The sequence below is a fragment of the Dactylosporangium darangshiense genome, assembly GCF_039537565.1.
In the GTDB taxonomy this organism is placed as follows: Bacteria; Actinomycetota; Actinomycetes; order Mycobacteriales; family Micromonosporaceae; genus Dactylosporangium; species Dactylosporangium darangshiense.
The window spans coordinates 44,556-65,645 of the sequence record NZ_BAABAT010000036.1 but is presented as its reverse complement, the minus strand read 5'-3'; the positions used below and the strand labels follow the sequence as shown (position 1 = coordinate 65,645).

At 71.6% G+C, this 21,090-nt stretch carries 14 protein-coding genes; 11 read left to right on the top strand and 3 right to left on the bottom strand.

Translation table 11 applies throughout. From position 1 onward, the window contains the following. Positions 1-264 precede the first annotated feature (264 nt). Entirely contained in the window at positions 265-2,292 is a 2,028-nt protein-coding gene (locus tag ABD901_RS42345) for a glycosyl hydrolase family 28-related protein (RefSeq protein ID WP_345136488.1), read from the top strand. Between the two features lie 158 nt (positions 2,293-2,450). On the opposite strand, the gene ABD901_RS42340 is transcribed toward ABD901_RS42345, so the two are convergent. Next, positions 2,451-3,734: an MFS transporter gene (locus ABD901_RS42340; RefSeq protein ID WP_345136486.1), complete on the bottom strand. Its 1,284-nt coding sequence runs from the start codon at positions 3,732-3,734 to the stop codon at positions 2,451-2,453. A gap of 62 nt (positions 3,735-3,796) precedes the next feature. Here ABD901_RS42340 and ABD901_RS42335 point away from each other — a divergent pair, with 62 nt between their 5' ends. The 5 genes from ABD901_RS42335 to ABD901_RS42315 all read left to right on the top strand — a co-directional run bounded on the left by ABD901_RS42335 (position 3,797) and on the right by ABD901_RS42315 (position 9,659). Next, complete coding sequence (locus ABD901_RS42335; RefSeq protein ID WP_345136484.1) at positions 3,797-4,783, top strand: GlxA family transcriptional regulator; 987 nt, start codon at positions 3,797-3,799, stop codon at positions 4,781-4,783. A gap of 69 nt (positions 4,784-4,852) precedes the next feature. After that, the gene (gene ggt / locus ABD901_RS42330; RefSeq protein WP_380139893.1) at positions 4,853-6,613 is read left to right on the top strand and encodes a gamma-glutamyltransferase; all 1,761 of its coding nucleotides are present in this window, start codon (positions 4,853-4,855) and stop codon (positions 6,611-6,613) included. A 418-nt stretch (positions 6,614-7,031) separates the two neighbouring features. Then, entirely contained in the window at positions 7,032-7,577 is a 546-nt protein-coding gene (locus ABD901_RS42325) for a hypothetical protein (protein WP_345136483.1), read from the top strand. Positions 7,578-7,610: 33 nt separating this feature from the next. Further along, the gene (locus ABD901_RS42320; RefSeq protein ID WP_345136481.1) at positions 7,611-8,042 is read left to right on the top strand and encodes a T3SS (YopN, CesT) and YbjN peptide-binding chaperone 1; all 432 of its coding nucleotides are present in this window, start codon (positions 7,611-7,613) and stop codon (positions 8,040-8,042) included. A gap of 60 nt (positions 8,043-8,102) precedes the next feature. After that, a complete protein-coding gene (locus ABD901_RS42315) occupies positions 8,103-9,659 on the top strand; it encodes an aldehyde dehydrogenase family protein (protein ID WP_345136479.1) in 1,557 nt (518 codons plus the stop codon). A gap of 353 nt (positions 9,660-10,012) precedes the next feature. On the opposite strand, the gene ABD901_RS42310 is transcribed toward ABD901_RS42315, so the two are convergent. Together ABD901_RS42310 and ABD901_RS42305 are read right to left on the bottom strand one after the other, a co-directional pair. Then, a complete protein-coding gene (locus ABD901_RS42310; protein ID WP_345136473.1) occupies positions 10,013-10,408 on the bottom strand; it encodes an HAAS signaling domain-containing protein in 396 nt (131 codons plus the stop codon). Continuing rightward, the gene (locus ABD901_RS42305) at positions 10,405-10,746 is read right to left on the bottom strand and encodes a PadR family transcriptional regulator (RefSeq protein ID WP_345136470.1); all 342 of its coding nucleotides are present in this window, start codon (positions 10,744-10,746) and stop codon (positions 10,405-10,407) included. The genes ABD901_RS42310 and ABD901_RS42305 overlap by 4 nt, the downstream gene beginning before the upstream one ends. Positions 10,747-10,848: 102 nt before the next feature. Here ABD901_RS42305 and ABD901_RS42300 point away from each other — a divergent pair, with 102 nt between their 5' ends. The 5 genes from ABD901_RS42300 to ABD901_RS42280 all read left to right on the top strand — a co-directional run bounded on the left by ABD901_RS42300 (position 10,849) and on the right by ABD901_RS42280 (position 21,089). After that, positions 10,849-11,298 (top strand): MarR family winged helix-turn-helix transcriptional regulator, encoded by a 450-nt coding sequence (locus ABD901_RS42300; protein WP_345136467.1) that lies wholly within the window; start codon positions 10,849-10,851, stop codon positions 11,296-11,298. A 104-nt stretch (positions 11,299-11,402) separates the two neighbouring features. Beyond that, positions 11,403-17,150 carry a pullulanase-type alpha-1,6-glucosidase gene (gene pulA / locus ABD901_RS42295; RefSeq protein ID WP_345136464.1) on the top strand — a complete coding sequence of 1,916 codons (5,748 nt, stop codon included), beginning with the start codon at positions 11,403-11,405 and terminating at the stop codon, positions 17,148-17,150. Positions 17,151-17,180: 30 nt separating this feature from the next. Next, positions 17,181-17,411: a hypothetical protein gene (locus ABD901_RS42290; RefSeq protein WP_345136462.1), complete on the top strand. Its 231-nt coding sequence runs from the start codon at positions 17,181-17,183 to the stop codon at positions 17,409-17,411. 625 nt (positions 17,412-18,036) lie between these two features. Then, the gene (locus ABD901_RS42285; protein ID WP_345136460.1) at positions 18,037-20,679 is read left to right on the top strand and encodes a sensor histidine kinase; all 2,643 of its coding nucleotides are present in this window, start codon (positions 18,037-18,039) and stop codon (positions 20,677-20,679) included. Next, positions 20,679-21,089 (top strand): roadblock/LC7 domain-containing protein, encoded by a 411-nt coding sequence (locus ABD901_RS42280; protein ID WP_345136457.1) that lies wholly within the window; start codon positions 20,679-20,681, stop codon positions 21,087-21,089. Before ABD901_RS42285 ends, ABD901_RS42280 begins: the two co-directional genes overlap by 1 nt. Position 21,090: the final 1 nt, after the last annotated feature.

Here is a 21,090-nt window from a genome sequence, read left to right as displayed (position 1 = left end):
TGCACGGCGGTAGGGATCCGGGCGTCGCGGCTCGCAGCAAGCTTAGATAAATAGGACATCGTGGCGTGCAAGAAGGCGGCAGCGTCACGCAATTAAGTCGCAAGACCTTGTGCAAGGGGGTGCGGCGGTCCTACTGTCACCTCACTCACGGCGTCCGCCCCCGCCTCGAGCGTCCGAGGTGCAACACCCCAATCGCCCCGCTCGACGTCCGCCCACCTCGATGCGTCCTCGGCGTGCGCCCTCCCGAGAGAAACGAGTCATTCGATGTCACGGAGCACCACAGCAGCACCACCGCGGTGGTCCGCGGCGGCGACCGCGGCCCTGGTCGGACTCGGGGTCGTCGTCGCCGGAGGCACCGCCGCGTATGCGACGGCGGCCGGGCCGGTCGTCACGCGAGCCGCCCTGGACCCCGCGCTCGTCGCGGGCCGGGGCGCGAACGTCGGCTTCTCCGAGCAGGAGGCGGAGAACGCCAAGACCAACGGGGTGGTCATCGGACCGGATCGCACGGCGTACACGTTGCCCGCCGAGGCGTCCGGCCGGTCGGCGGTCAAGCTCACGCCGGGGCAGTACGTCGAGTTCACCCTGCCGAGCTCGGCGAACGCGATCAACGTCCGGTACAGCATCCCGGACGCTGCGAACGGCGGCGGCATCACCGCGCCGCTCGACGTCACGGTCAACGGCAAGTCCAAGCAGACGATGACGCTGACCTCGCAGTACTCCTGGCTGTACAACCAGTACCCGTTCACCAACGACCCCAACGCCGACCTGCTGCACTCCGACTGGTGGATCACCGAGTGCGCCTGCGTGCCGGCCGCCACCACGCCGACGCCGCAGATCAGCAAGCCGTTCCGCCCGTTCCACTTCTACGACGAGCAGCGCCTGCTGCTCGGCAAGACGTACAAGGCGGGCGACAAGATCCGGCTGCAGGTCCCGGCCGGCAGCAAGGCCGCCTGGACCGCGATCGACCTGCTGGACTCCCAGCTCGTCGCCGCGCCCAAGGTCAACCTCGTCGCGTCCAACGTGCTGTTCTTCGGCGCGGACCCGACCGGCAAGCGCGACTCGGCCGACGCGTTCGACATGGCGATCGCGTTCGCGAAGTGGACGCACCTCAAGGTGTACATCCCGCCGGGCACGTACCAGGTCAACCGCCACATCGTCGTCGACAACGTGACGGTCGAGGGCGCGGGCTCCTGGTACACGATCATCAAGGGCCACGAGGTCGCCCTGAGCGAGCCCCTGCCCGACAAGTCGATCCACACCGGGGTCGGCTTCTACGGCAAGTACTCGCAGGACGGCGGCAGCCGCAACGTCCACCTGTCGGGCTTCTCGATCATCGGTGACGTGCGCGAGCGCATCGACACCGACCAGGTCAACGGCATCGGCGGTGCAATGTCGGACTCCACCATCGATGGGCTGTACATCCAGCACACGAAGGTGGGCCTGTGGTTCGACGGCCCGATGAACAACACCAAGGTCACCAACACCACGGTCGTCGACCAGATCGCCGACGGCGTCAACTTCCACCTCGGCGTCACCAACTCGAGCGTGTCGAACAGCTTCTTCCGCAACACGGGCGACGACGCGATGGCGATGTGGGCGGAGACGACCCAGAACGCGAACAACACGTTCGACCACAACACCGTGCAGACCCCGACGCTGGCCAACGGCATCGCGATCTACGGCGGCAAGGACATCACGGTGTCCGGCAACCTCGTCGCCGACCCGATCCGCGAGGGCAGCGGCCTGCACCTGGGCACCCGCTTCGGCGCCCAGCCGTTCGCCGGCACGATCAACGTCACGAACAACACCACGGTCCGGGCCGGGACCTACGAGCTCAACTGGAACATCGGCCTGGGCGCGATCTGGATCTACGCGCTCGAGCGCAACATCGACGCGAACGTCCAGGTCGTCGGCGACAACTTCCTCGACAACACCTACAACGCGATCATGCTGGTCGTCGACTTCCCGGTGAAGGACCAGTACTCGATCACCAACGTCCACTTCAAGGACATCAAGGTCGACGGCACCGGCACCTCGGTCGTCAGCGCCCGGGTCGCGGGCTCGGCCACCTTCGAGAACGTCGACGCCCGCAACGTGGGCGCGGTCGGCGTGAACAACTGCGGTTCGTTCCACTTCACCCCGGCGGGCTCGGAGTTCTCCCTGACCGACCTGGGCGGCAACGACGGCGGCGGCACCACGGGTCCGTGGATGGCGTCGTGGGAGCTGCCGAACACGATCACCTGCGACGACCGCCCGCCGGTCGTCGTGCCCCCGGCCCCTCAGCCGTGGTAACGCTCTGAAAAGGGTCGCCCCCGCCGGTGTTCACCGGCGGGGGCGTCTTTTTGTTCTTGGCACTTTGTTCTTGGCACTTTTGTTCTTGGCACCGCGGACGCCGGGATTCCTCGTGGGAAGAACGGTCGTCAGTTGCGCGGACCCGAGCCATGGGATCTTTAAGCGGCTACCGGAACCGCGGGCGCGTGGGTCGGCGACGGGCGGCGGGAGCGCAGCAGCAGCAGCGACAGCGCCGCGGCGGAGATGGACAGGCCGCCCGCGATGTACCAGGCCAGGTCGTAGTTGCCGAGGCGGTCGCGCAGGACGCCGGTGGCCGTCGCGGCGATCGCGGCGCCGAACTGGTGGCTGGCGAAGACCCAGCCGAAGACGACCGGGCCGCTCGCGCCGAAGTACTCGCGGCACAGGGCCACGGTCGGCGGCACCGTCGCGACCCAGTCCAGGCCGTAGAACAGGATGAACACCAGCATGCTGGGGCGGACCGTGGCCGCGAAGAGGACCGGCAGGACCAACAGGGACAGGCCGCGCAGGGCGTAGTACCAGCCCAGCAGGACCCGGCTGTCCATCCGGTCGGTCAGCCAGCCGGACGCGATCGTCCCGGCGATGTCGAACAGGCCGATGAGCGCGAGCAGCGACGCCGCGGTCGGCTCGGCCATGCCGTGGTCGTGCGCGGCCGGGATGAAGTGCGTGCCGATCAGGCCGTTGGTGGTCGCGCCGCAGATGGCGAAGCCGCCCGCGAGCAGCCAGAACGCCGGGGTCTTCGACGCCATGCGCAGCGCGCCCAGCGCCCGCCTCGCGGCGCCCGTCGTCGGGGCCGGCGGCGGTGCCGGCTCGCCCTCCGCGCCGTACGCGGTCACGCCCAGGTCGAACGGGTGGTCGCGCAGGCGCCAGAGCACCAGCGGCACCACGGCCAGGGCCGCTCCGGCGACTGTCAGCGAGGCCGAGCGCCAGCCGTGGTCGTCCACCAGGACGGCCAGCAGCGGCAGGAAGATCAGCTGGCCGGCGGCGCCGCCGGCGGTCAGCACGCCGGTCACCAGGCCGCGGCGCTTGACGAACCAGCGGCCGGTCACGGTGGCGACGAACGCGAGCGCCATCGAGCCGGTGCCGAGGCCGACCAGGACGCCCCACGTCGCGATGAGCTCCCAGCTGTGGCGCATGAAGACGGTCAGTCCGCTTCCGGCGGAGACGAGCAGCAGTGCGTAGGCCACCACCCGGCGGATGCCGAGGCGCTCCATCAGCGCCGCGGCGAACGGCGCGGTGAGGCCGAAGAGCAGCAGGTTGATCGAGACGGCCAGTGAGATGGTCCCCAGCGACCACCCGAACTCGTCGTGCAGGGGGTGGATGAGCACGCCCGGCGTCGCGCGGAAGCCCGCGGCGCCGACCAGGGCGACGAACGCGACGGCGGCGACCAGCCAGGCCGGGTGGAGTCGTTTCACAGGAATCATTGCATCCGATTCGGTACCTCGGGACGAGTGGCCCGACAGCCATAGTGCGCAAGAATTGGGCCATGACCGAGCAGCACCTGGTCGCCGTCGTCGCCCTCGAGGGCGTCGTCTCGTTCGACCTCGGCACGCCGACGCAGATCTTCGGCACGGCTCGCGACGAGCACGGCCACCGCAAGTACGACGTGCGGGTCTGCAGCCCCGGCGGGCGCCCGGTGCGCGCCTCGGCCGGCTACCTGGTCACCCCCGACCACGGCCTGGAGTTGACCGAGCGCGCCGACACCGTCGTCGTGTCCGGCATCTCCTACGGCGACCCGGTCGAGAACGGCGGCCTCGACCCTGCGGTGGCCGAGGCGCTGCGCAACGCGCACGCCCGCGGCGCCCGCGTCATGTCGATCTGCACCGGCGCGTTCGTGCTGGCCGCCGCCGGCCTGCTCGACGACCGCCCGGCGACCACGCACTGGTGGTGGGCCGAGCGGTTCCGCGAGCTGTTCCCGCACGTCAAGCTCGATCGGGACGTGCTGTTCGTCGACGGCGGCGACGTGCTCACCAGCGCGGGCGTCGGCGCCGGCATCGACCTGTGCCTGCACGTGGTGCGCACCGACTTCGGCAGCGAGGTGGCCAACCGGGCGGCGCGGCGCAGCGTGGTGCCGCCGTTCCGGGAGGGCGGCCAGGCGCAGTACATCGAGCGCCCGGTCTCCCGGCCGAGCGACGCCTCGCTCGCCGCCACCCGCACCTGGGCGATCGAGCGGCTGGATGCGCCCCTGACCCTGCAGGACCTGGCCGGGCACGCGAGGATGAGCGTGCGCACCTTCACCCGGCGCTTCCGTGACGAGACCGGGGTGAGCCCGGCGCGGTGGCTGCTGCAGCAGCGGGTAGACCACGCCCGTGCCCTGCTGGAGAGCACCGATCTGCCGGTCGAGGTGGTGGCCCGCCGTTCCGGTCTCGGCACGGCCGCCGGGTTGCGCCAGCACCTGCAGAGCGCGATCGGCGTCGCGCCCAGCGCCTACCGCCGCACGTTCCGGGTTGTGCCCGAGTCCGCCGGCGGGTAGGCAGGGAGGAGCGATCGCCGTCGATCCCTCTGGGAGGTACCCGTGCGAAGGCTCATCCCACTTGTCCTGGTGGTTCCGTTCCTGGTCGTCCCGTTGCTGGTGGGCACCGGCGCGCGTGCCTCTGCGCCGCCGTCCGGTGCGACCGCGACCGGCTACGGCGGCGCGGTCGCCTCCGTCGACCCGACCGCCACCGCGGCCGGCCTCGAGGTGCTGCGCCACGGCGGGAACGCCGTCGACGCCGCGCTCGCCGTGGCCGCCACCCTGGGCGTGACCGAGCCCTTCTCCTCCGGCATCGGCGGCGGCGGCTTCTTCGTGTACTACGACGCGCGCACCGGCCGGGTGTCCACGCTCGACGGCCGGGAGACCGCGCCGCGCTCGATGGGCGAGACGGCGTTCGTCAACCCCGCGACGGGCCAGCCGTACGCCTTCCAGGAGGCTCGGGTCAGCGGCCTGTCCGCGGGCGTGCCCGGCTCGCTGGCCACCTGGGACGCCGCCGCCCGCCGCTGGGGCACCCGCCCGCTGTCGTCGGCCCTGGGCCCGGCGGCCAAGGTCGCCCGCGACGGCTTCACCGTGGACGCCACCTTCAACCAGCAGGTCTCCGACAATGCCGCCGCGTTCGCCCAGTTCGACCCGACGGCGAAGCTGTACCTGCCGGGCGGGGCCCCGCCCGCGGTCGGCACCACCATGCGCAACCCCGACCTGGCGGCGACGTACGACCTGGTCGCCCGGCGCGGCATCGACGCCTTCTACGGCGGCGAGATCGGCCGCGACATCGTCACGACGGTTCAGCGGCCGCCGCTGGCCGCGAGTCCGTCGCGGCCGTGGCAGTACCAGATCCGCCCCGGCGGCATGACCGTCTCCGACCTGCGCGCCTACGACGTGCGCTCGCCGGCCCCGACGCACATGACATACCGCGGCTACGACGTCTACGGCATGGCCACCCCGTCCTCGGGCGGCTCGACGGTCGGCGAGGCCCTGAACATCCTCGAACGCTCCGACCTGCGCGGTCTGGACAAGACACAGGCCCTCCATCGGTACCTCGAGGCCAGCGCCCTGGCTTTCGCGGACCGCAACCGGTACGTCGGCGACGGCACCCCTCGCCCCGTGCTGGATTCCCTGCTGACGGACGGCTTCGCCGGCGAGCGCGCCTGCCAGATCGACCCGGCTGCGGCCCTGTCCAAGCCGGTGCTTCCCGGCGTGCCGGACGGCCACTATGCGACGTGCTCCTCGGCGACGGGCGGCGCAGCTCCCGACAAGGGCCAGTCCACGACCAACCTGACGGTCGCCGACCGCTGGGGCAACGTGGTCGAGTACACCCTGACCATCGAGCAGATCGGCGGCAACGGCATCGTCGTGCCGGGCCGCGGCTTCCTGCTGAACAACGAGCTGACCGACTTCAACTTCACCCCGACGCAGGGCACGGCGCCGGACCCGAACCTGCCGGCTCCCGGTAAGCGCCCGCGCAGCTCGATGGCCCCGACGATCGTGCTGCAGCACGGCCGCCCGTTCCTGGCCGTCGGCTCGCCCGGCGGCTCGACCATCATCACGACGGTCCTGCAGATCCTGGTGAACCGCCTGGACCTGGGCATGACGCTCCCCGAGGCGGTGGCGGCACCGCGGGCGTCGCAGCGCAACACGGCTTCGGTCACGGCGGAGCCCGCGTTCATCTCGTCCGCGGAGGGTCAGGCCTTGGCGGGCTTGCATCACACGTTCACGCCGATGGCGGAGATAGGCGCGGCGACGGCGATCGAGTTCCTGCCGCACGGGCGCCTGCTGGCCTGTGCCGAACCGGTCCGCCGCGGCAGCGGTTCGGCGGGAACGGTGCACTGACGTGTTGTGACCGGGGGTTCGCGGGCATCTCGGGCACGGCCGCTCGGCCCCGGCACGGCGTGGCCCCCGCAGCACGCCGTGCCGGTCGCCGTCGGCGCGCCCCTTCCTCCCCCAGTCGTCAGGCGCGCTCGGCGGCGAAGCGGCCGCGGGGCCCGGCGAGACCCCGCGACCGCGGCTCTGCGACGACGCCGCCGAGCGGAACGCGCCTGTACACGGTCCGCTCGGCGACCACCGTCCGCATCGCCCCGTTCCCCCGTAATCGATGCGGACGGTGCCACCGGCCTATCCGGCTGCGTGCAAGCACGCGACCGACCCCCCGGTCCCGAACGCCCTGTGGCTGGTGGGTCCAAATCAGCGTATCTAGACGTCTAGGTTGGCGCAATTGTTGATTTGAGGAAATGTGGTCTAGCCTTGCCGCGTGCGGGGCCGCCTCTTTCCAGTCGACGGGGACTGGTACGAATGGCGCCAGGACGAGCCGCCGCTGGCCGGGACCGTGCTGGTGCGCATCGGCGTCGGGCCGGGCGGGCGTCTGGTGCTGACGGGGCTGCGGATCGAGGGCACGCCCAGCGCGGAGCTGCTGCGGGCCATCCCCGTCGGGCGCATCGAGGCCGCCGCCAACGCGCAGTTGACCGCCGGGGAGGCCGCTCGCGGCACCGCGCACGTGCTGAGCACCCGGCCACGGCCGGTGGCGGCTCCCGTCGCCGAGGACGTCGGGTGGGAGATGACCGAGCCCGCGCTCGCCGTCACGCGTCCGGCGGCCGGGCCGGCGCGGCCGCGGGGGCGGCCCGACGTGTTCTATCGACACGTCGCCGACGTGTATCTCACGTATGCGCAGGCCTCGCCCCGGCCCGCCTGCGACCTCGCCGACGAGCACGGGGTGCCGGTGAGCACGGCGCACCGCTGGGTGAAGGAGGCGCGGCGGCGCGGCTTCCTGCCGCCGGGCAGGCCGGGCAAGAGCGGCTGAGGGCGGCGTGCACGCCCCCGGTATCGTGAACGCGTGTCGATAGACGACGCCTTAGAGGCGAAGGTGCATCGGCTGCTCACCGACTATCTCGGCGGCCAGGAGGTGCCCACCGACCTGGTCGCTGCGCCGGTGGCGATCCGCAGTGGCACCGCGGTGCTGTACCTGCGGCTGCTGGCGAACGAGCCGCCGCTGGTGCGGGTCTTCTCGCCGCTGCTGCGCCGGCTCGACCGGTCCCCGGAGCTGCTGGCCGAGCTCAACGAGCTCAACGGGCGGCTCAACTTCGTGCGGCTCTTCTGGCGCGACGACTGCGTGTTCGCCGCCGTCGAGCTGCTGGCCTCGACGCTCGACCCGATCGAGCTGAGCAATGCGTGCGACTGGGTGTCCGACACGGCGGACTACTACGACGAGCGGCTGCGCGACCAGTTCGGCGGCCAGCTCGCCTTCGACCCCGCAGAGCTGCCCTAGCCGGCGGTAGGTAGGCCAACCCGCGAGCGAACTGTCGTACCCCCGCGCCAAGATGAACCCATGACCCGCCTCATCGTCTCCACCGTCGGCGGCCGGCCGATCGCCGCCTCCGACCACCGTGTTCCCTCGCTCAACCCGTCCCGGCTCGACGACATCGTGGCCGAGGTCGCGCTCGCCGACGCCGACACGTTCGTCGCCGCCTGCCGCTCCGCCCGCGAGGCGCAGCGCGCCTGGGCCGACGTGCCCGCTCCGGTGCGCGGCCGGGTCGTGTCCAACCTCGGCCGGCTGGTGGAGGCCAACTTCGAGGCCTTGGCCGCCCTCGTGACCCGCGAGGTCGGCAAGACCCTGACCGAGGCGCGCGGCGAGGTCCAGGAGATCGTCGACACCTGCGACTTCTTCCTCGGCGAGGGCCGCCGGCTCTACGGACAGACCGTGCCGAGCGAGATGCCCGACAAGCAGCTGTTCACGTTCCGGGTGCCGGTGGGGGTCGCGGCCATCGTGACCGCCGGCAACTTCCCCGTGGCCGTCCCGAGCTGGTATCTGGTGCCCGCCCTGCTGTGCGGCAACGCGGTGGTGTGGAAGCCCGCGGAGTACTCGGCCGCGTGCGCCGACGCCTTCGCCGAGCTGATCCGCCGGGCCGGCGTGCCCGACGGCGTCTTCGACGTGGTGCACGCCGACGGCCCCACGACGTATGCGGGCCTGGAGGCCGCCCTGCGCGAGCAGCTGATCGACAAGATCGGCTTCACCGGCTCCTCGGAGGTCGGCGCGCGCATCGGCGAGCTGGCCGGCCGCCACCTGCAGAGCGCCTGCCTCGAGCTCGGCGGCAAGAACCCGATGGTGATCACCGAGGACGCCGACCTCGACCTGGCGGTGCACGGCGCCCTGTTCGCCGGCTTCGGCACGGCGGGTCAGCGCTGCACCTCCCTCGGCACCCTGATCGTCCACGACAGCGTCCTGCCCGAGTTCACCACCCGCCTGGAGTCCGCGGTGCGCGGCGCGGCGGTCGGCGACCCGAGCGACCCGTCGGTGCTGTACGGCCCGTTGATGAGCGAGCGCTTCGCCGAGCGGTACGAGGCCTACCTCGACTGGATCGAGGACCACCACCGCGTCTCCGGCTCGACGGGCACCGGCCGGATCACGGCGGCCAACCCGCGCGACGGCTTCGTCGGCGACCCGGCGGCCGGCCTCTTCTACCACCCGGTGCTCGTCCACGGCGTGCGCCCCGAGGACAAGATCTTCCAGCAGGAGACCTTCGGCCCCCTGGTCGGCGTCACCACCTACGCGACCCTGGACGAGGCCATCGCGCTGGCCGACGCCCCCGGCTACGGCCTGTCGGCCGCCATCTACACCACCGACCCGCGCAAGGCCTTCACGTTCCGCCGCGGCACGCGGGCCGGCATGGTGAGCATCAACAACTCGACCTCGGGCGCCGAGGCCCACCTCCCGTTCGGCGGCAACGGCCGCTCCGGCAACGGCAGCCGCCAGTCCGGCGTCTGGGTCCTGGACCAGTTCACGCGGTGGCAGTCGATGAACTGGGACTATTCGGGCCGCTTGCAGCGCGCCCAGATGGACACCCTGACGATCACTCCCGACCTGGACTTCCGCCTGGCGCCCTAACCCCAGCCGGCGAGGTCCGCCGCCGCTCCGCCCCGCCCGCCGGGTCCAGCCGCGCCCGCCCGCGCCCGCCGGCGCCCGCCGGGTTCGCGGCCGGTCCGTCGCTGGTCGGTCGGCGGTGCGCTGGGTGGCGGCTGGTCCGCGGGGGCTGCGGCCCGCGGTCGCGGTGGTCCGTGGCGGCATGAGCGCAGGTCCAACACGGTAAGCGTGGTTCCGCCGTCGACGAACACGCGCTAGTTGAGGTCGGCCGGCGTTTTTGTCTCCACGATCATGCGGTTTCGACCCTCCGGTGGGCCGGTTTTCCATGATCGTGGAGAGAAAACGCTGCTGACGGCCTGGGGCACGCGGCTTGCTGGTCAGGCGCGGAACAAGGCCAGGCTCAGGATGCCCAGTAGGGCGGTCAAGCCGCACAGCGTGGCCACCGCGGCCATCGTGATCACTACCCACAGGACCGCGGCCGAGCGCTTCTTGGGCTCGATCAGGATCGGGGCGGGTGGTGGCCCGGCGTCCGCGGCGTCCGCGGCGGCGTCCAGGCGGGCCTCGGCGGCCAGGTCCTCCGGGTCGCCCAGGAGCTCGAGGATCGAGCGGACCTCGACCTCGGTCTCGCGGTCGGGGGACAGCTCCGCGCGCTTGGCGGCGATGTGCTCGCTCAGGTCGGCGAGCAGTTCGGCGCGCCGGTTGGCGGGGACGCCGGCCATGGCCTGCTCGACGGCGCGCAAGTAGTCGCTGACCAGGTCATCGTAGGTGTTCATGCGGGCCTCGTTCCGACAATTCGGTCAACGGTGTCGCGGAAATCGGTCCATTCCTCGCGGAAGTGGCGCAGTGCCACGGTGCCCTGGCGGGTCAGGGCGTAGTAGCGCCGTGGGGGGCCGCTCGGGGACTCGCGCCACGTTGTCTCCACCCAGCCCGCTCGGCGGAGGCGGGCGAGCAACGGATACAGGGTGCCCTCGCTCGTGGTCAGGGTGCGCTCGGAGCCCAGGCGGCGGACCAGCTCCACACCGTATTGCTCGCCGTCCTCCATCAGGGCGAGCACGCAGAACTCCAACGTGCCGCGGCGCAGGGCCGTCGACAGCGAGCCGGGTGCTTCCATGCCTCACAGGGTACCTTGCGCCGCAAGGTAGTGGAAGGCGGGAGCGCGCGTCGGCGTCCAAGAGGCACGGGACACTTTTCTGACCGTGCAAAAATAAATGCCATGACCCGCTGGCTCGACGATGAAGAGCAGGCCGCCTGGCGCGCCTTCTACAGCGCGACCACACTGCTGATCGACCGGCTCGATCGCGAGCTGCAGCACGACGCCGGGATGCCGCACGCGTACTACGAGATTCTCGTCGTGCTGTCGGAGTCGGAAGGCAGGTCGCTGCGCATGAGCGAGCTCGCTCTCCAGACCCGGTCATCGCGCAGCCGGCTGTCCCATGCGGTGACCAAGCTCGAGGGCCGCGGGTGGGTGCGGCGGCGTGACTGCGACGACGACAAGCGCGGGCAGTTCGCCGACCTGACCGACGACGGGTTCGCGGCGCTGGCCGCGGCCGCGCCGGGGCACGTGGAGACGGTGCGCACCCACCTGTTCGACCCGCTGACGCCGGAGCAGATGGTGCAGTTGCGCCAGATCAGCGAGGCGATCAGCGAAACCCTCAAGACCTAGACGGAACCTCGAAAACCCAGAAGTCAAGCCTTGTAAGGATCTTTGCCGGTCGATACGGTGCCCACCTCGCCAGAGACCTCGCTGTCCTCGAGGAAGGCTCCGCCATGCCTGCCGTCAGTACCATCACGTCGACCAAGATCGCGTTAGGCGCACTTACCGCCCTGGCCATGATCGCCGCGGTGCCGGGAGACACCCCACGGATGCCCGACGTGCCGCAGCGGCCGACGTCGATCGTGCAGGGCGTGCCGGAGTGGGCCGGCGAGCCGTCGGTCGCGAGCCTGCTGGACCGGCCGCAGCCGCAGCAGCGCGCCGAGCAGTTCTACTTCGTGCTCGCCGACCGCTTCGCCGACGGTGACCCGGCCAACAACGCCGGCGGGCTGTCCGGCGACCGGCTGAGCACCGGCTACGACCCCACCGACAAGGGGTTCTACCACGGCGGCGACCTCAAGGGCGTCATCAACAAGCTCGACTACATCCAGGGGCTGGGCACCACGGCGATCTGGCTGGCGCCGGTGTTCAAGAACCGGCCGGTGCAGGGCAGCGGGGCCGACATCTCGGCGGGCTACCACGGGTACTGGATCACCGACTTCACGCAGATCGACCCGCACTTCGGGACGAAGGACGACCTGAAGGTCCTCACCAAGAAGGCGCACGACCGGGGCATCAAGATCTACCTCGACGTCATCACGAACCACACCGCGGACGTCATCCGCAACGCGCAGAACCAGTACTCGTACCGGAGCAAGACCGACTACCCGTACAAGGACCTCAACGGCAACAAGTTCGACGACCGCAACTACGCCGACGGCACGCACGGCTTCCCGCAGGTCGACGCCTCGTCGTTCCCCTACACCCCGGTGTTCCCGAGCGAGGCCGACAAGACGGTCAAGAAGCCGGCGTGGCTCAACGACCCGACGATGTACCACAACCGGGGCGACTCGACGTTCAGCGGCGAGAACGCGGAGTACGGCGACTTCTTCGGCCTCGACGACCTTTGGACCGAGCGGCCCGAGGTCGTGCAGGGCATGACCAAGATCTACTCGGACTGGGTCAAGGACAGCGGGATCGACGGGTACCGCATCGACACCGCCAAGCACGTCGACATGCAGTTCTGGCCGCAGTTCACGCAGGGCGTCGAGGCCGCCGCGGACAAGGCCGGCAAGCCCGACTTCTTCATGTTCGGCGAGGTCTACGACGCCAACCCGGCCTTCGACTCGACGTACGTGCGGCAAGGGCGGCTGCCCGCAACGCTGGACTTCCCGTTCCAGCAGGCGGCGTCGGACTTCGTGGCGCGCGGCGGCTCCGGCCAGGAGCTGGCCGACATGTACGCGCAGGACGACCTGTACACGTCGGCCGGCACCAGCGCACAGGGCCTGCCCACGTTCCTGGGCAACCACGACATGGGCCGCATCGGCTACTTCGTCGCCAACGGCGGCACCGATCCGAGCACCCACCTGCGCCGCGACGAGCTCGGCCACGAGCTGATGTTCCTGACCCGCGGGCAGCCGGTCGTGTACTACGGCGACGAGCAGGGCTACACCGGCCCCGGCGGCGACAAGGACGCCCGGCAGGACATGTTCGCCAGCAAGACCGCCGACTACCTCGACGACGACCTGCTCGGCACGGACAGCACGCACGCCGTCGCCAACTACGACGTCAATCATCCGATCTATCGCACGATCGCGAGCCTGGCGAAGCTGCGCCAGCAGAACCCGGCGCTGCGCCAGGGCATCCAGATCACGCGGTACGCCGACCAGAACGTCTTCGCGTTCTCGCGCATCGACCCGGATCAGCGCGTCGAGTACGTGGTCGCGAGCAACAACGGCACGGGCGCCAAGACGGTCACGATCCAGACGGCCATGGCGACGACCACGTTCGACCAGCTGTACCCGACGGCCGGCCCCATCGCCGCGACTGCCGGCGACGGCTCGCTGCAGGTGACGATCCCGGCGCTGAGCACGGTCGTGTTCAAGGCGCGCGGAGCGATCCCGCGCTCGAGCGTCCGTCCGACGATCTCGCTGCAGGTCGACCCGGCGCCGACCACGCCGGCCGAGGTCAGGGCGAACGTCACCGGCGACCCGCTGTCCACCGTCACGTACGCCGCCCGCGTCGCCGGCGGGCCGTGGAAGCTGCTCGGCACCGACCGCGCCGCCCCGTTCGCCGCCTACCACGACCTCAACGGGCTCGCGGCCGGCACGAAGCTCGAGTACAAGGCCGTGGTTCGCGACGGGTCCGGCCGTACCGCCGAAGCGAAGATCGAGACGAAGGTCGGCACGCCGCCGAGCGCCGCGTCCGCGGACTATGCGCTCGTGCACTACCAGCGACCGGCCGGCGACTACACCGGCTGGAGCCTGTACGCGTGGGGCGACATCCAGGACGCGATGACCTGGCCGAACGGCGCCCCGTTTGCCGGAGAGGACTCGTACGGGCGCTTCGCGTGGGTCAAGCTGAAGCCGGGGGCCACCAACATGGGCTTCCTGGTGGTCGACGCGAACGGCGTCAAGGACGTCGCCGCCGACCGTTCGCTCGACCCGACGAAGCATCCGGAGATCTGGCTCAAGCAAGGAGATGCGACCATCTACACCTCCCAGGCGGCCGCCACCGGCAGCGTCGCCGTCCACTATGGACGGCCCGACGGTGACTACTCCGGGTGGGGGCTGCATCTGTGGGGCGACGGCCTGGCACCCGGCACCGGGACCGACTGGGCGAACCCGCGCCCGCCGGACGGCGTCGACGCCTACGGCGCGTACTGGCACGTGCCGGTGAGCGACCCGACTAAGCCGGTGAACTTCATCGTGCACAAGGGCGACGTCAAGGACCCCGGCCCGGACCAGTCCGTGCTGCCCAGTACGCAGGGCGAGGCGTGGATCCGTTCGACCGAGGCGACCGTGTACCCCAACCGCGCCGCGGCCGAGCACACCGCCGTGCTGCACTACCGCCGCCCGGCCGGCGACTACGACGGCTGGGGCCTGCACGTGTGGACCGGCGCCGCGACCGGGACCGAGTGGGGCAGCCCGCTCATGCCGTCGGGCGCCGACGCGTTCGGCGTGAAGTTCACCGTGCCGCTCGCCGACAACGCGACGCTGCTCAACTACATCGTCCACAAGGGCGACACCAAGGACCTGCCGGCCGACCAGGGGCTCGACCTGGTCAACGTCGGGCACGAGGTGTGGATTCTGTCCGGGCAGGAGAAGTATCTGTTGCCGATGCCAGCGCAGGGCACACCCGACACCGATGTCGACAAGGAGAAGGCGGTCTGGATCGACCGCAACACGGTGGCGTGGCGCGCCGGTCCGACCGACGGGCACAGCTACGAGCTGTGGTCCGCGCCGGCCGGCGGGCTGAAGGTCGTCGACGGCCAGCTCGTCGGCAACGCCACCAAGCTCGCGATGAGCGCGGTGCCGGGCAACCTCACCGAGGCGCAGCGGGCCAGGTTCCCGCACTTGTGGGCGTACCAGACCTTCCGCGTGGACGGGGATCGCCCGGCGCTGACCGCGGCCCTGCGCGGCCAGGTCGTGGCCGTCGAGCGGGACGCGGCCGGGCAGGTCACCGAGGCGACCGGCGTGCAGCTGGCCGGCGCGCTCGACGACCTCTACGGCGGCGCGCTGAGCGTGAAGCTCGGCCCGACGTTCGACGGGCAGCGCCCGACGATCAAGGTCTGGGCGCCGACCGCGCAGAACCTGAGCCTGGAGCTGTACCAGGACCCGAGCAAGAGCCCGGCCGTGGTGGCGATGGCCCGCGACGAGCGCACCGGCGTCTGGAGCGTGACCGGCGACAAGTCGTGGAAGGGCCAGTACTACAAGTTCCGCGTCACGGCCTTCCAGCCGAGCACCAAGTCGGTCGTCACGGCCAGCGTCACCGACCCGTACTCGGTGTCGCTGTCGGCCAACGGCACGCACAGCCAGATCGTCGACCTCGCCGATCCGGCCCTGCGCCCGGGCGGCTGGTCCGACCTGCGCAAGCCGCCGGCCCCGGCGCGCCCGCAGATCCAGGAGCTGTCGGTGCGCGACTTCTCCATGGCCGACGCCACGGTGCCGGCCGAGCAGCGCGGCACCTACCTGGCGTTCACGCAGTCCGGCTCGGCCGGCATGCAGCACCTGCGGGACCTGGCCAAGGCCGGCACGTCGTACGTGCACCTGCTGCCGGTCTTCGACATCTCGACGATCCCCGAGGTGCGCGGCGACCAGGCGCAGCCGCCGTGCGACCTGGCCGCGCTGCCGCCGGACTCGCCGCAGCAGCAGGCCTGCATCGCGCAGGTCGCCGACCGCGACGGCTACAACTGGGGCTACGACCCGTTCCACTACAACGCGCCCGAGGGCTCGTATGCGACCGACCCGCAGGGCACCCCGCGGATCACGCAGTTCCGCCAGATGGTCGCCGGGCTCAACAACGCGGGCCTGCGCGTGGTGATGGACGTGGTCTACAACCACACCACGGCGGCCGGCACCGACCAGTACTCCGTGCTCGACCAGATCGTGCCGGGCTACTACCAGCGGCTGCTGGACGACGGCACGGTCGCCAACTCCACGTGCTGCGCCAACACCGCGCCCGAGAACGCGATGATGGGCAAGCTCGTGGTCGACTCGATCGTGCAGTGGGCCAAGCAGTACAAGGTCGACGGCTTCCGGTTCGACCTGATGGGGCACCACCCGAAGGCCAACATCCTCGCCGTGCGGGCCGCCCTGGACCAGCTCACGGTGGCCAAGGACGGTGTCGACGGCAAGAAGATCCTGTTGTACGGCGAGGGCTGGAACTTCGGCGAGGTCGCCGACAACGCCCGGTTCGTGCAGGCGACCCAGGCCAACATGGCCGGCACCGGCGTCGGCACGTTCAACGACCGGCTCCGCGACGCCGTCCGCGGCGGCGGGCCCTTCGACGGCAACCCGCGCATCCAGGGCTTCGCCACCGGGCTGTACACCGACCCCAACGGCGACCCGGTCAACGGCACCGCCGCCGAGCAGCGCGCCCGCCTGTTGCACTACCAGGACCTGATCCAGGTGGGTCTGTCGGGCAACCTGGCCGCCTACGAGTTCACCGACTCCAACGGGCACCGGGTCACCGGCGCGCAGGTCGACTACAACGGCTCGCCGGCCGGGTACACGCGCTCGCCGAGCGAGGCGATCACGTACGTCGACGCGCACGACAACGAGATCCTGTACGACGCGATGGCGTACAAGCTGCCCGCCGGCACGAGCGCGGAGCAACGCGCCCGGCTGCAGGTCCTGGCGCTGTCCACGACCGTGCTCGGGCAGGGCACCGGGTTCGTCACCGCGGGCTCGGACATGCTGCGCTCCAAGTCGCTGGACCGCAACTCGTTCAACTCCGGCGACTGGTTCAACCAGATCCGCTGGGACTGCGCCGACGGCAACGGCTTCGGCGCCGGGCTGCCGCCGGCCGCGGACAACCAGGACAAGTGGCAGTACGCGCAGCCGCTGCTGGCCGATCCGGCCCTCGTGCCGGACTGCGCGGCGGTCGGCCTCGCGTCGGCCCGCTTCCAGGAGCTCACGCGGATCCGGTCGAGCTCGCCGGTGTTCTCGCTGAGCACGGCGGCGCAGGTCCAGCAGCGCCTGAGCTTCCCGCTCTCGGGCACGCAGGCCACGCCGGGCGTCATCACGATGGTGCTCGACGCGCGCGGGCTGGACGGGCACTGGCGCTCGGTGGTGGTCGTGTTCAACGCGGGCGCCACGGCGACGACGCAGACGCTGCCGGCGTACCGGGGTGCGCAGGTGGCCCTGCACCCGATCCAGGCCGCCTCGGCGGACCCGGTGGCCCGGCAGTCCACGTTCGACGCCACTCACGGATCGTTCACCGTCCCCGCGCGCACCGTGGCGGTGTTCGTGCAGGCCGCATAAATCCATGAAAGCGGGGGTATCCACCTCGTCATGAGTCGATACCGCAACCGCGTCCTGAAGGCGACGGCCGCAATGTGGCTGCTCGTCCTGCTCGCCGACGCCGGCTGGGTGGCGACCTCGCGCGCCGCCCTGACCGCGGCAACGGTGCTGGCCGTCTGCGTGGTCATCTCGGCCGTGCTGTTCGGCCGGTTCGTCCAGAACCTCCCGGAACCTCAACCGGTCCGGGCCAAGGCCATCGACGGCCGCCAAAGCCGCCTTTAATCCTCCGACTTAATCGAGTGCAAAGGCTCGAGGCGGTCCCGGCGGCGCGCTCGGACTCACCGGTCCGGCGCCCCACCGGGGCCGCCGCTGCCCGGTCCGCCACCCATACTCGAGCCGTTCGGGCCGTCGCCGACGCTGGCCGGCCTTACTGTCGAGCCGAGCGGCCCGGCCATGATTCCGCCGGTCGCGACGCCGGGGGAGCCGTCCGGCCGGCCGGCGTCCTCCGCGTCGGCGGCCGGGTGTTACCGTCCCCGTCGCCTGCTGGCGATCCGACAAGCGGCGCGGCGCTGGGAGAAGGCCTCGGCGTGGCTTTGGTGATCATTGTGGCGGCCGTCTGGTCCTTTGCGCGACGCCTAGATCACGCACAGTGAGAACGCATCGGCCGTTCGGCTAAGGACTCTTTAGGGATCCGACCTCTTCGAGTAGCGTGCCTGATCGTGTTCCGTAGTGGATCCGACTTTGACGTCCCTGCGTTGGAGCGCTCTCTTCAGCACGCTCCGCTACGGAGCCGCTACCTTTAGGAGGCCAGGCGGTGGCAGGCAGCGGCCCCTCCCGCTCCCCAGTGCCGCGTCACGGCGCCGCCTCGGGCGGCCAGACGCGCCGCAGCGCGGGCACCGACACGTCTGTGGCCGGGCACCGCCGCGGCGGCGGCCCGCGCCCGAGCCGGCTGCGCTCGGTCCGCGCCCAGCTGCTCGCGCCGATCGTCGTCGCGATGGTCGGCCTCGTCGTCCTCGGCTCGGTCCAGACGGCCACCTCCGTCGCCGCCGCGCGCGACGCCGGACACGCCCGCACGCTGTCGGAGACCGCCGGCAGCGCCGCGCTCTTCGTCAACGAGCTCGAGCGCGAGCTCGCCGAGACCGCAGCCCTGCAGCAGCGCGGCGGCAAGTCCGGCTTCTCGCTCGTCGCCGCGCAGCGCGCCCGCACCGACGAGGCCGCATCCCGGTTCTTCGCCGACGCCGCCGATGCGGTCGACGCGGCGCCGGCGCTGGCCACGCCCGTCCGGGTCGCCGGCAGCAACTACGGCCAGCTGCACTTCACCCGCCAGTCGCTGGACAACGGCACCGCGACGATGGTGATCGTCACCGACATCGTCTACGGCGGCCTCGCCGACGCCCTGCTCTCCGTCGCCGACGCCGTGCCCGGCCAGATCCAGGACACCGAGCTGCAGAAGACGGCCCGAGCGCTGGCCGCGATGGCCGCGATGGAGCACTACTCGGCCGTCGAGCGCGACCTGCTGCGCACCGTCTTCGGCCGGGGCAACCTGCAGCCGGGCGACCTCGGCAGCCTCTCGCAGGTCCAGGGCGCCCGTGCGCAGCGCGAGGCGGAGTTCCGCCGGGTGGCGACGCCGGCGCAGCTGTCGCGGTACCAGGAGGAGCTGCACGGCACCGACATCGACACCGCCGACAGCCTGAGCGCCTCCGCCCGCAACGCCGAGCGCGACTCCTCCAGCCTGCGCGTCGACCCCGACGCCTGGTTCGTGGCGCAGAGCGGCGTGATCCGCCGGGTCAACATCGTCACCGTCGAGATCGCCAACGCGCTCGCCACCCGCTCGGACCAGATCGCCGTCAACGCGTCCCGGCTCGCCTGGACCACCGGGCTCGGCACCGCCCTGCTGGGCCTCGCCGCCCTCGCGATCGCCATCGTCCTCGCGGTGCGCACGGCCCGCCGGCTCAACCTGCTGCGCGGCGCCGCCCTGCAGGTGGCCCGCCGCGACCTGCCCGACGCGATCGGCTCCGTCACCGCCGGCACGGCCGCGCTCGCGCCGTCGGTCATGGACAGCGGCCAGACCGCAGCCGAGGTCACACGCGACATCGCCGCGGTCAACGACGAGGTCGGCCAGGTGGCCGAGGCGTTCGGCACGGTGCACCGCACCGCGCTGCGCCTGGCCGGTGAGCAGGCCGAGCTGCGCGTCGACGTCGCGCGCATGGCCGAGGTGCTGGCCCGGCGCATCCGCACGCTCATCACCCGCCAGCTGCGGCTGCTCGACGAGTTCGAGCGCGACGAGACCGACCCGGACGCACTGGCCCGCCTGTTCGCCCTGGACCACCTCGCCGCCCGCCTGCGCCGCAACGGGGAGAACCTGTTGGTCCTCTCCGGCGGCGAGCCCGGCCGCCCGCAGACCACGGCCGTCGGGCTCGGCGCCGTCATCACCGCGGCCGCGTCGGAGATCGAGGAGTACGCCCGGGTCGAGTTCCAGCCCGCCGACCTGGCCATCGTCGGCCCGGTCGTCGGCGACCTCGTCCACCTGCTCGCTGAGCTGCTGGAGAACGCCACGGCCTTCTCGCCGCCGACCGAGCCGGTGCAGGTCGACGCCCGGCCGACCCCGGAGGGCGCCATGATCCGGGTGCACGACCGGGGCATCGGCATCGTCCCGGCCCGTCTCGCCGAGATCAACTCGCGGCTGGCCGTGCCGAGCACGCTGAGCAGTGCCGCGGCCGGCACGATGGGCCTGCACGTGGTCTCCCACCTCGCCGCACGCCACGGCGTCCGGGTGCAGCTGCAGACCACGGGCGGCGGCACCATCGCGTACGTCCTGCTGCCGCACCGGCTGCTCGAGCACGTCAGCGCCCTGCCCGCGGGCCGCGGCACCGACGCCGGGGCGGTCCCGGCCGTGCAGGCACCGGCCGCGCGACCGGTGCAGGTCCCGTCCACCGTCGGCGCGCCGATCGGCCGCAACCAGCCGCTCGCCGCCGCGCCACCGCCACAGGTACCGCAACAACGCCGTCCCGAGCCGGAGCACCAGCCGGTAGCCGCGTCCGTCGCGGCCACACCCGCCGGCGCCGCGCCCTGGTTCCGTCCGTACCTCAGCAACACCGGCGTCAGCCCCACAGGCGCCGCCGGCAGCATCGCGAGCGGCGGCTGGACCCCGCCGCCCGCGCCTCAGGTGGCCTACGCGGGCGGCAACACCCCGCCGCGCGGCGTAGCCCGGGTAGCACCCGCCCCCGCACCTGCCTCGCTGCCGGCCGAACGGCCCGCGCCGCCGTCATACGGCGCACAAACCACCTGGGGCTCCCCCGGCACGTGGCCGCCGCGGCCCGGGGGCCCGTCCAGTGCCGGAGGTGGCTCGATGTCGGAGCAAGAACATCTTCCTCGCCGTCGTCCCGGTGCGCAGCTCGCACCGGAAACCACCGAACCCCGCGCCGAAGCACCTCGCGGCGCACCGGTCGACCCGGAGCAGATCCGGTCGCGGCTGTCCGCATTCGCCGAGGGCGTCTCGGCCGCTGCACGACGTTCCAACAGCACAGCCCCAGGACAAAAGGATTCATGATGTCTCAGCAAACGCACGGCGCCGGACAGCTCGACTGGCTGATGGCGAGCTTTGCTCGGCAGGTGCCAGACGTGGCGCACGCCATCACCGTCTCCGGCGACGGGCTGCGTCTGGCCTGCTCCGCGGACCTGCCGATCGACCAGGCCGACCACCTCGCAGCCGTGATCAGCGGCCTGGCGAGCCTGGTGTTCGGCGCCGCCCGCGTCATGCAGGCCGGCCACGTGCGACAGACCATCGTCGACATGGACGGCGGCGTCATGATCGTCATGTCCGTGGGCGACCGGGCGCTGCTCGGCGTCCTCGCCGCGCCCGGCTGCGACCTGGGCCAGGTCGGCTACGAGACGGCCATGCTGGTCCACCGCGTCGCCGACGCGCTGGACCCGCTCCCGCGCGACGCTTTGTCCAGGTGAG

What these genes read in the sequence shown, in the direction of transcription:
- ABD901_RS42345 (WP_345136488.1), top strand. Translation starts at nt 265, where the DNA reads ATGTCACGGAGCACCACAGCAGCACCACCGCGGTGGTCCGCGGCGGCG.
- ABD901_RS42340 (WP_345136486.1), bottom strand. Translation starts at nt 3,734, where the DNA reads ATGATTCCTGTGAAACGACTCCACCCGGCCTGGCTGGTCGCCGCCGTC.
- ABD901_RS42335 (WP_345136484.1), top strand. Translation starts at nt 3,797, where the DNA reads ATGACCGAGCAGCACCTGGTCGCCGTCGTCGCCCTCGAGGGCGTCGTC.
- ABD901_RS42315 (WP_345136479.1), top strand. Translation starts at nt 8,103, where the DNA reads ATGACCCGCCTCATCGTCTCCACCGTCGGCGGCCGGCCGATCGCCGCC.
- ABD901_RS42310 (WP_345136473.1), bottom strand. Translation starts at nt 10,408, where the DNA reads ATGAACACCTACGATGACCTGGTCAGCGACTACTTGCGCGCCGTCGAG.
- ABD901_RS42305 (WP_345136470.1), bottom strand. Translation starts at nt 10,746, where the DNA reads ATGGAAGCACCCGGCTCGCTGTCGACGGCCCTGCGCCGCGGCACGTTG.
- ABD901_RS42300 (WP_345136467.1), top strand. Translation starts at nt 10,849, where the DNA reads ATGACCCGCTGGCTCGACGATGAAGAGCAGGCCGCCTGGCGCGCCTTC.
- pulA (WP_345136464.1), top strand. Translation starts at nt 11,403, where the DNA reads ATGCCTGCCGTCAGTACCATCACGTCGACCAAGATCGCGTTAGGCGCA.
- ABD901_RS42290 (WP_345136462.1), top strand. Translation starts at nt 17,181, where the DNA reads ATGAGTCGATACCGCAACCGCGTCCTGAAGGCGACGGCCGCAATGTGG.
- ABD901_RS42280 (WP_345136457.1), top strand. Translation starts at nt 20,679, where the DNA reads ATGTCTCAGCAAACGCACGGCGCCGGACAGCTCGACTGGCTGATGGCG.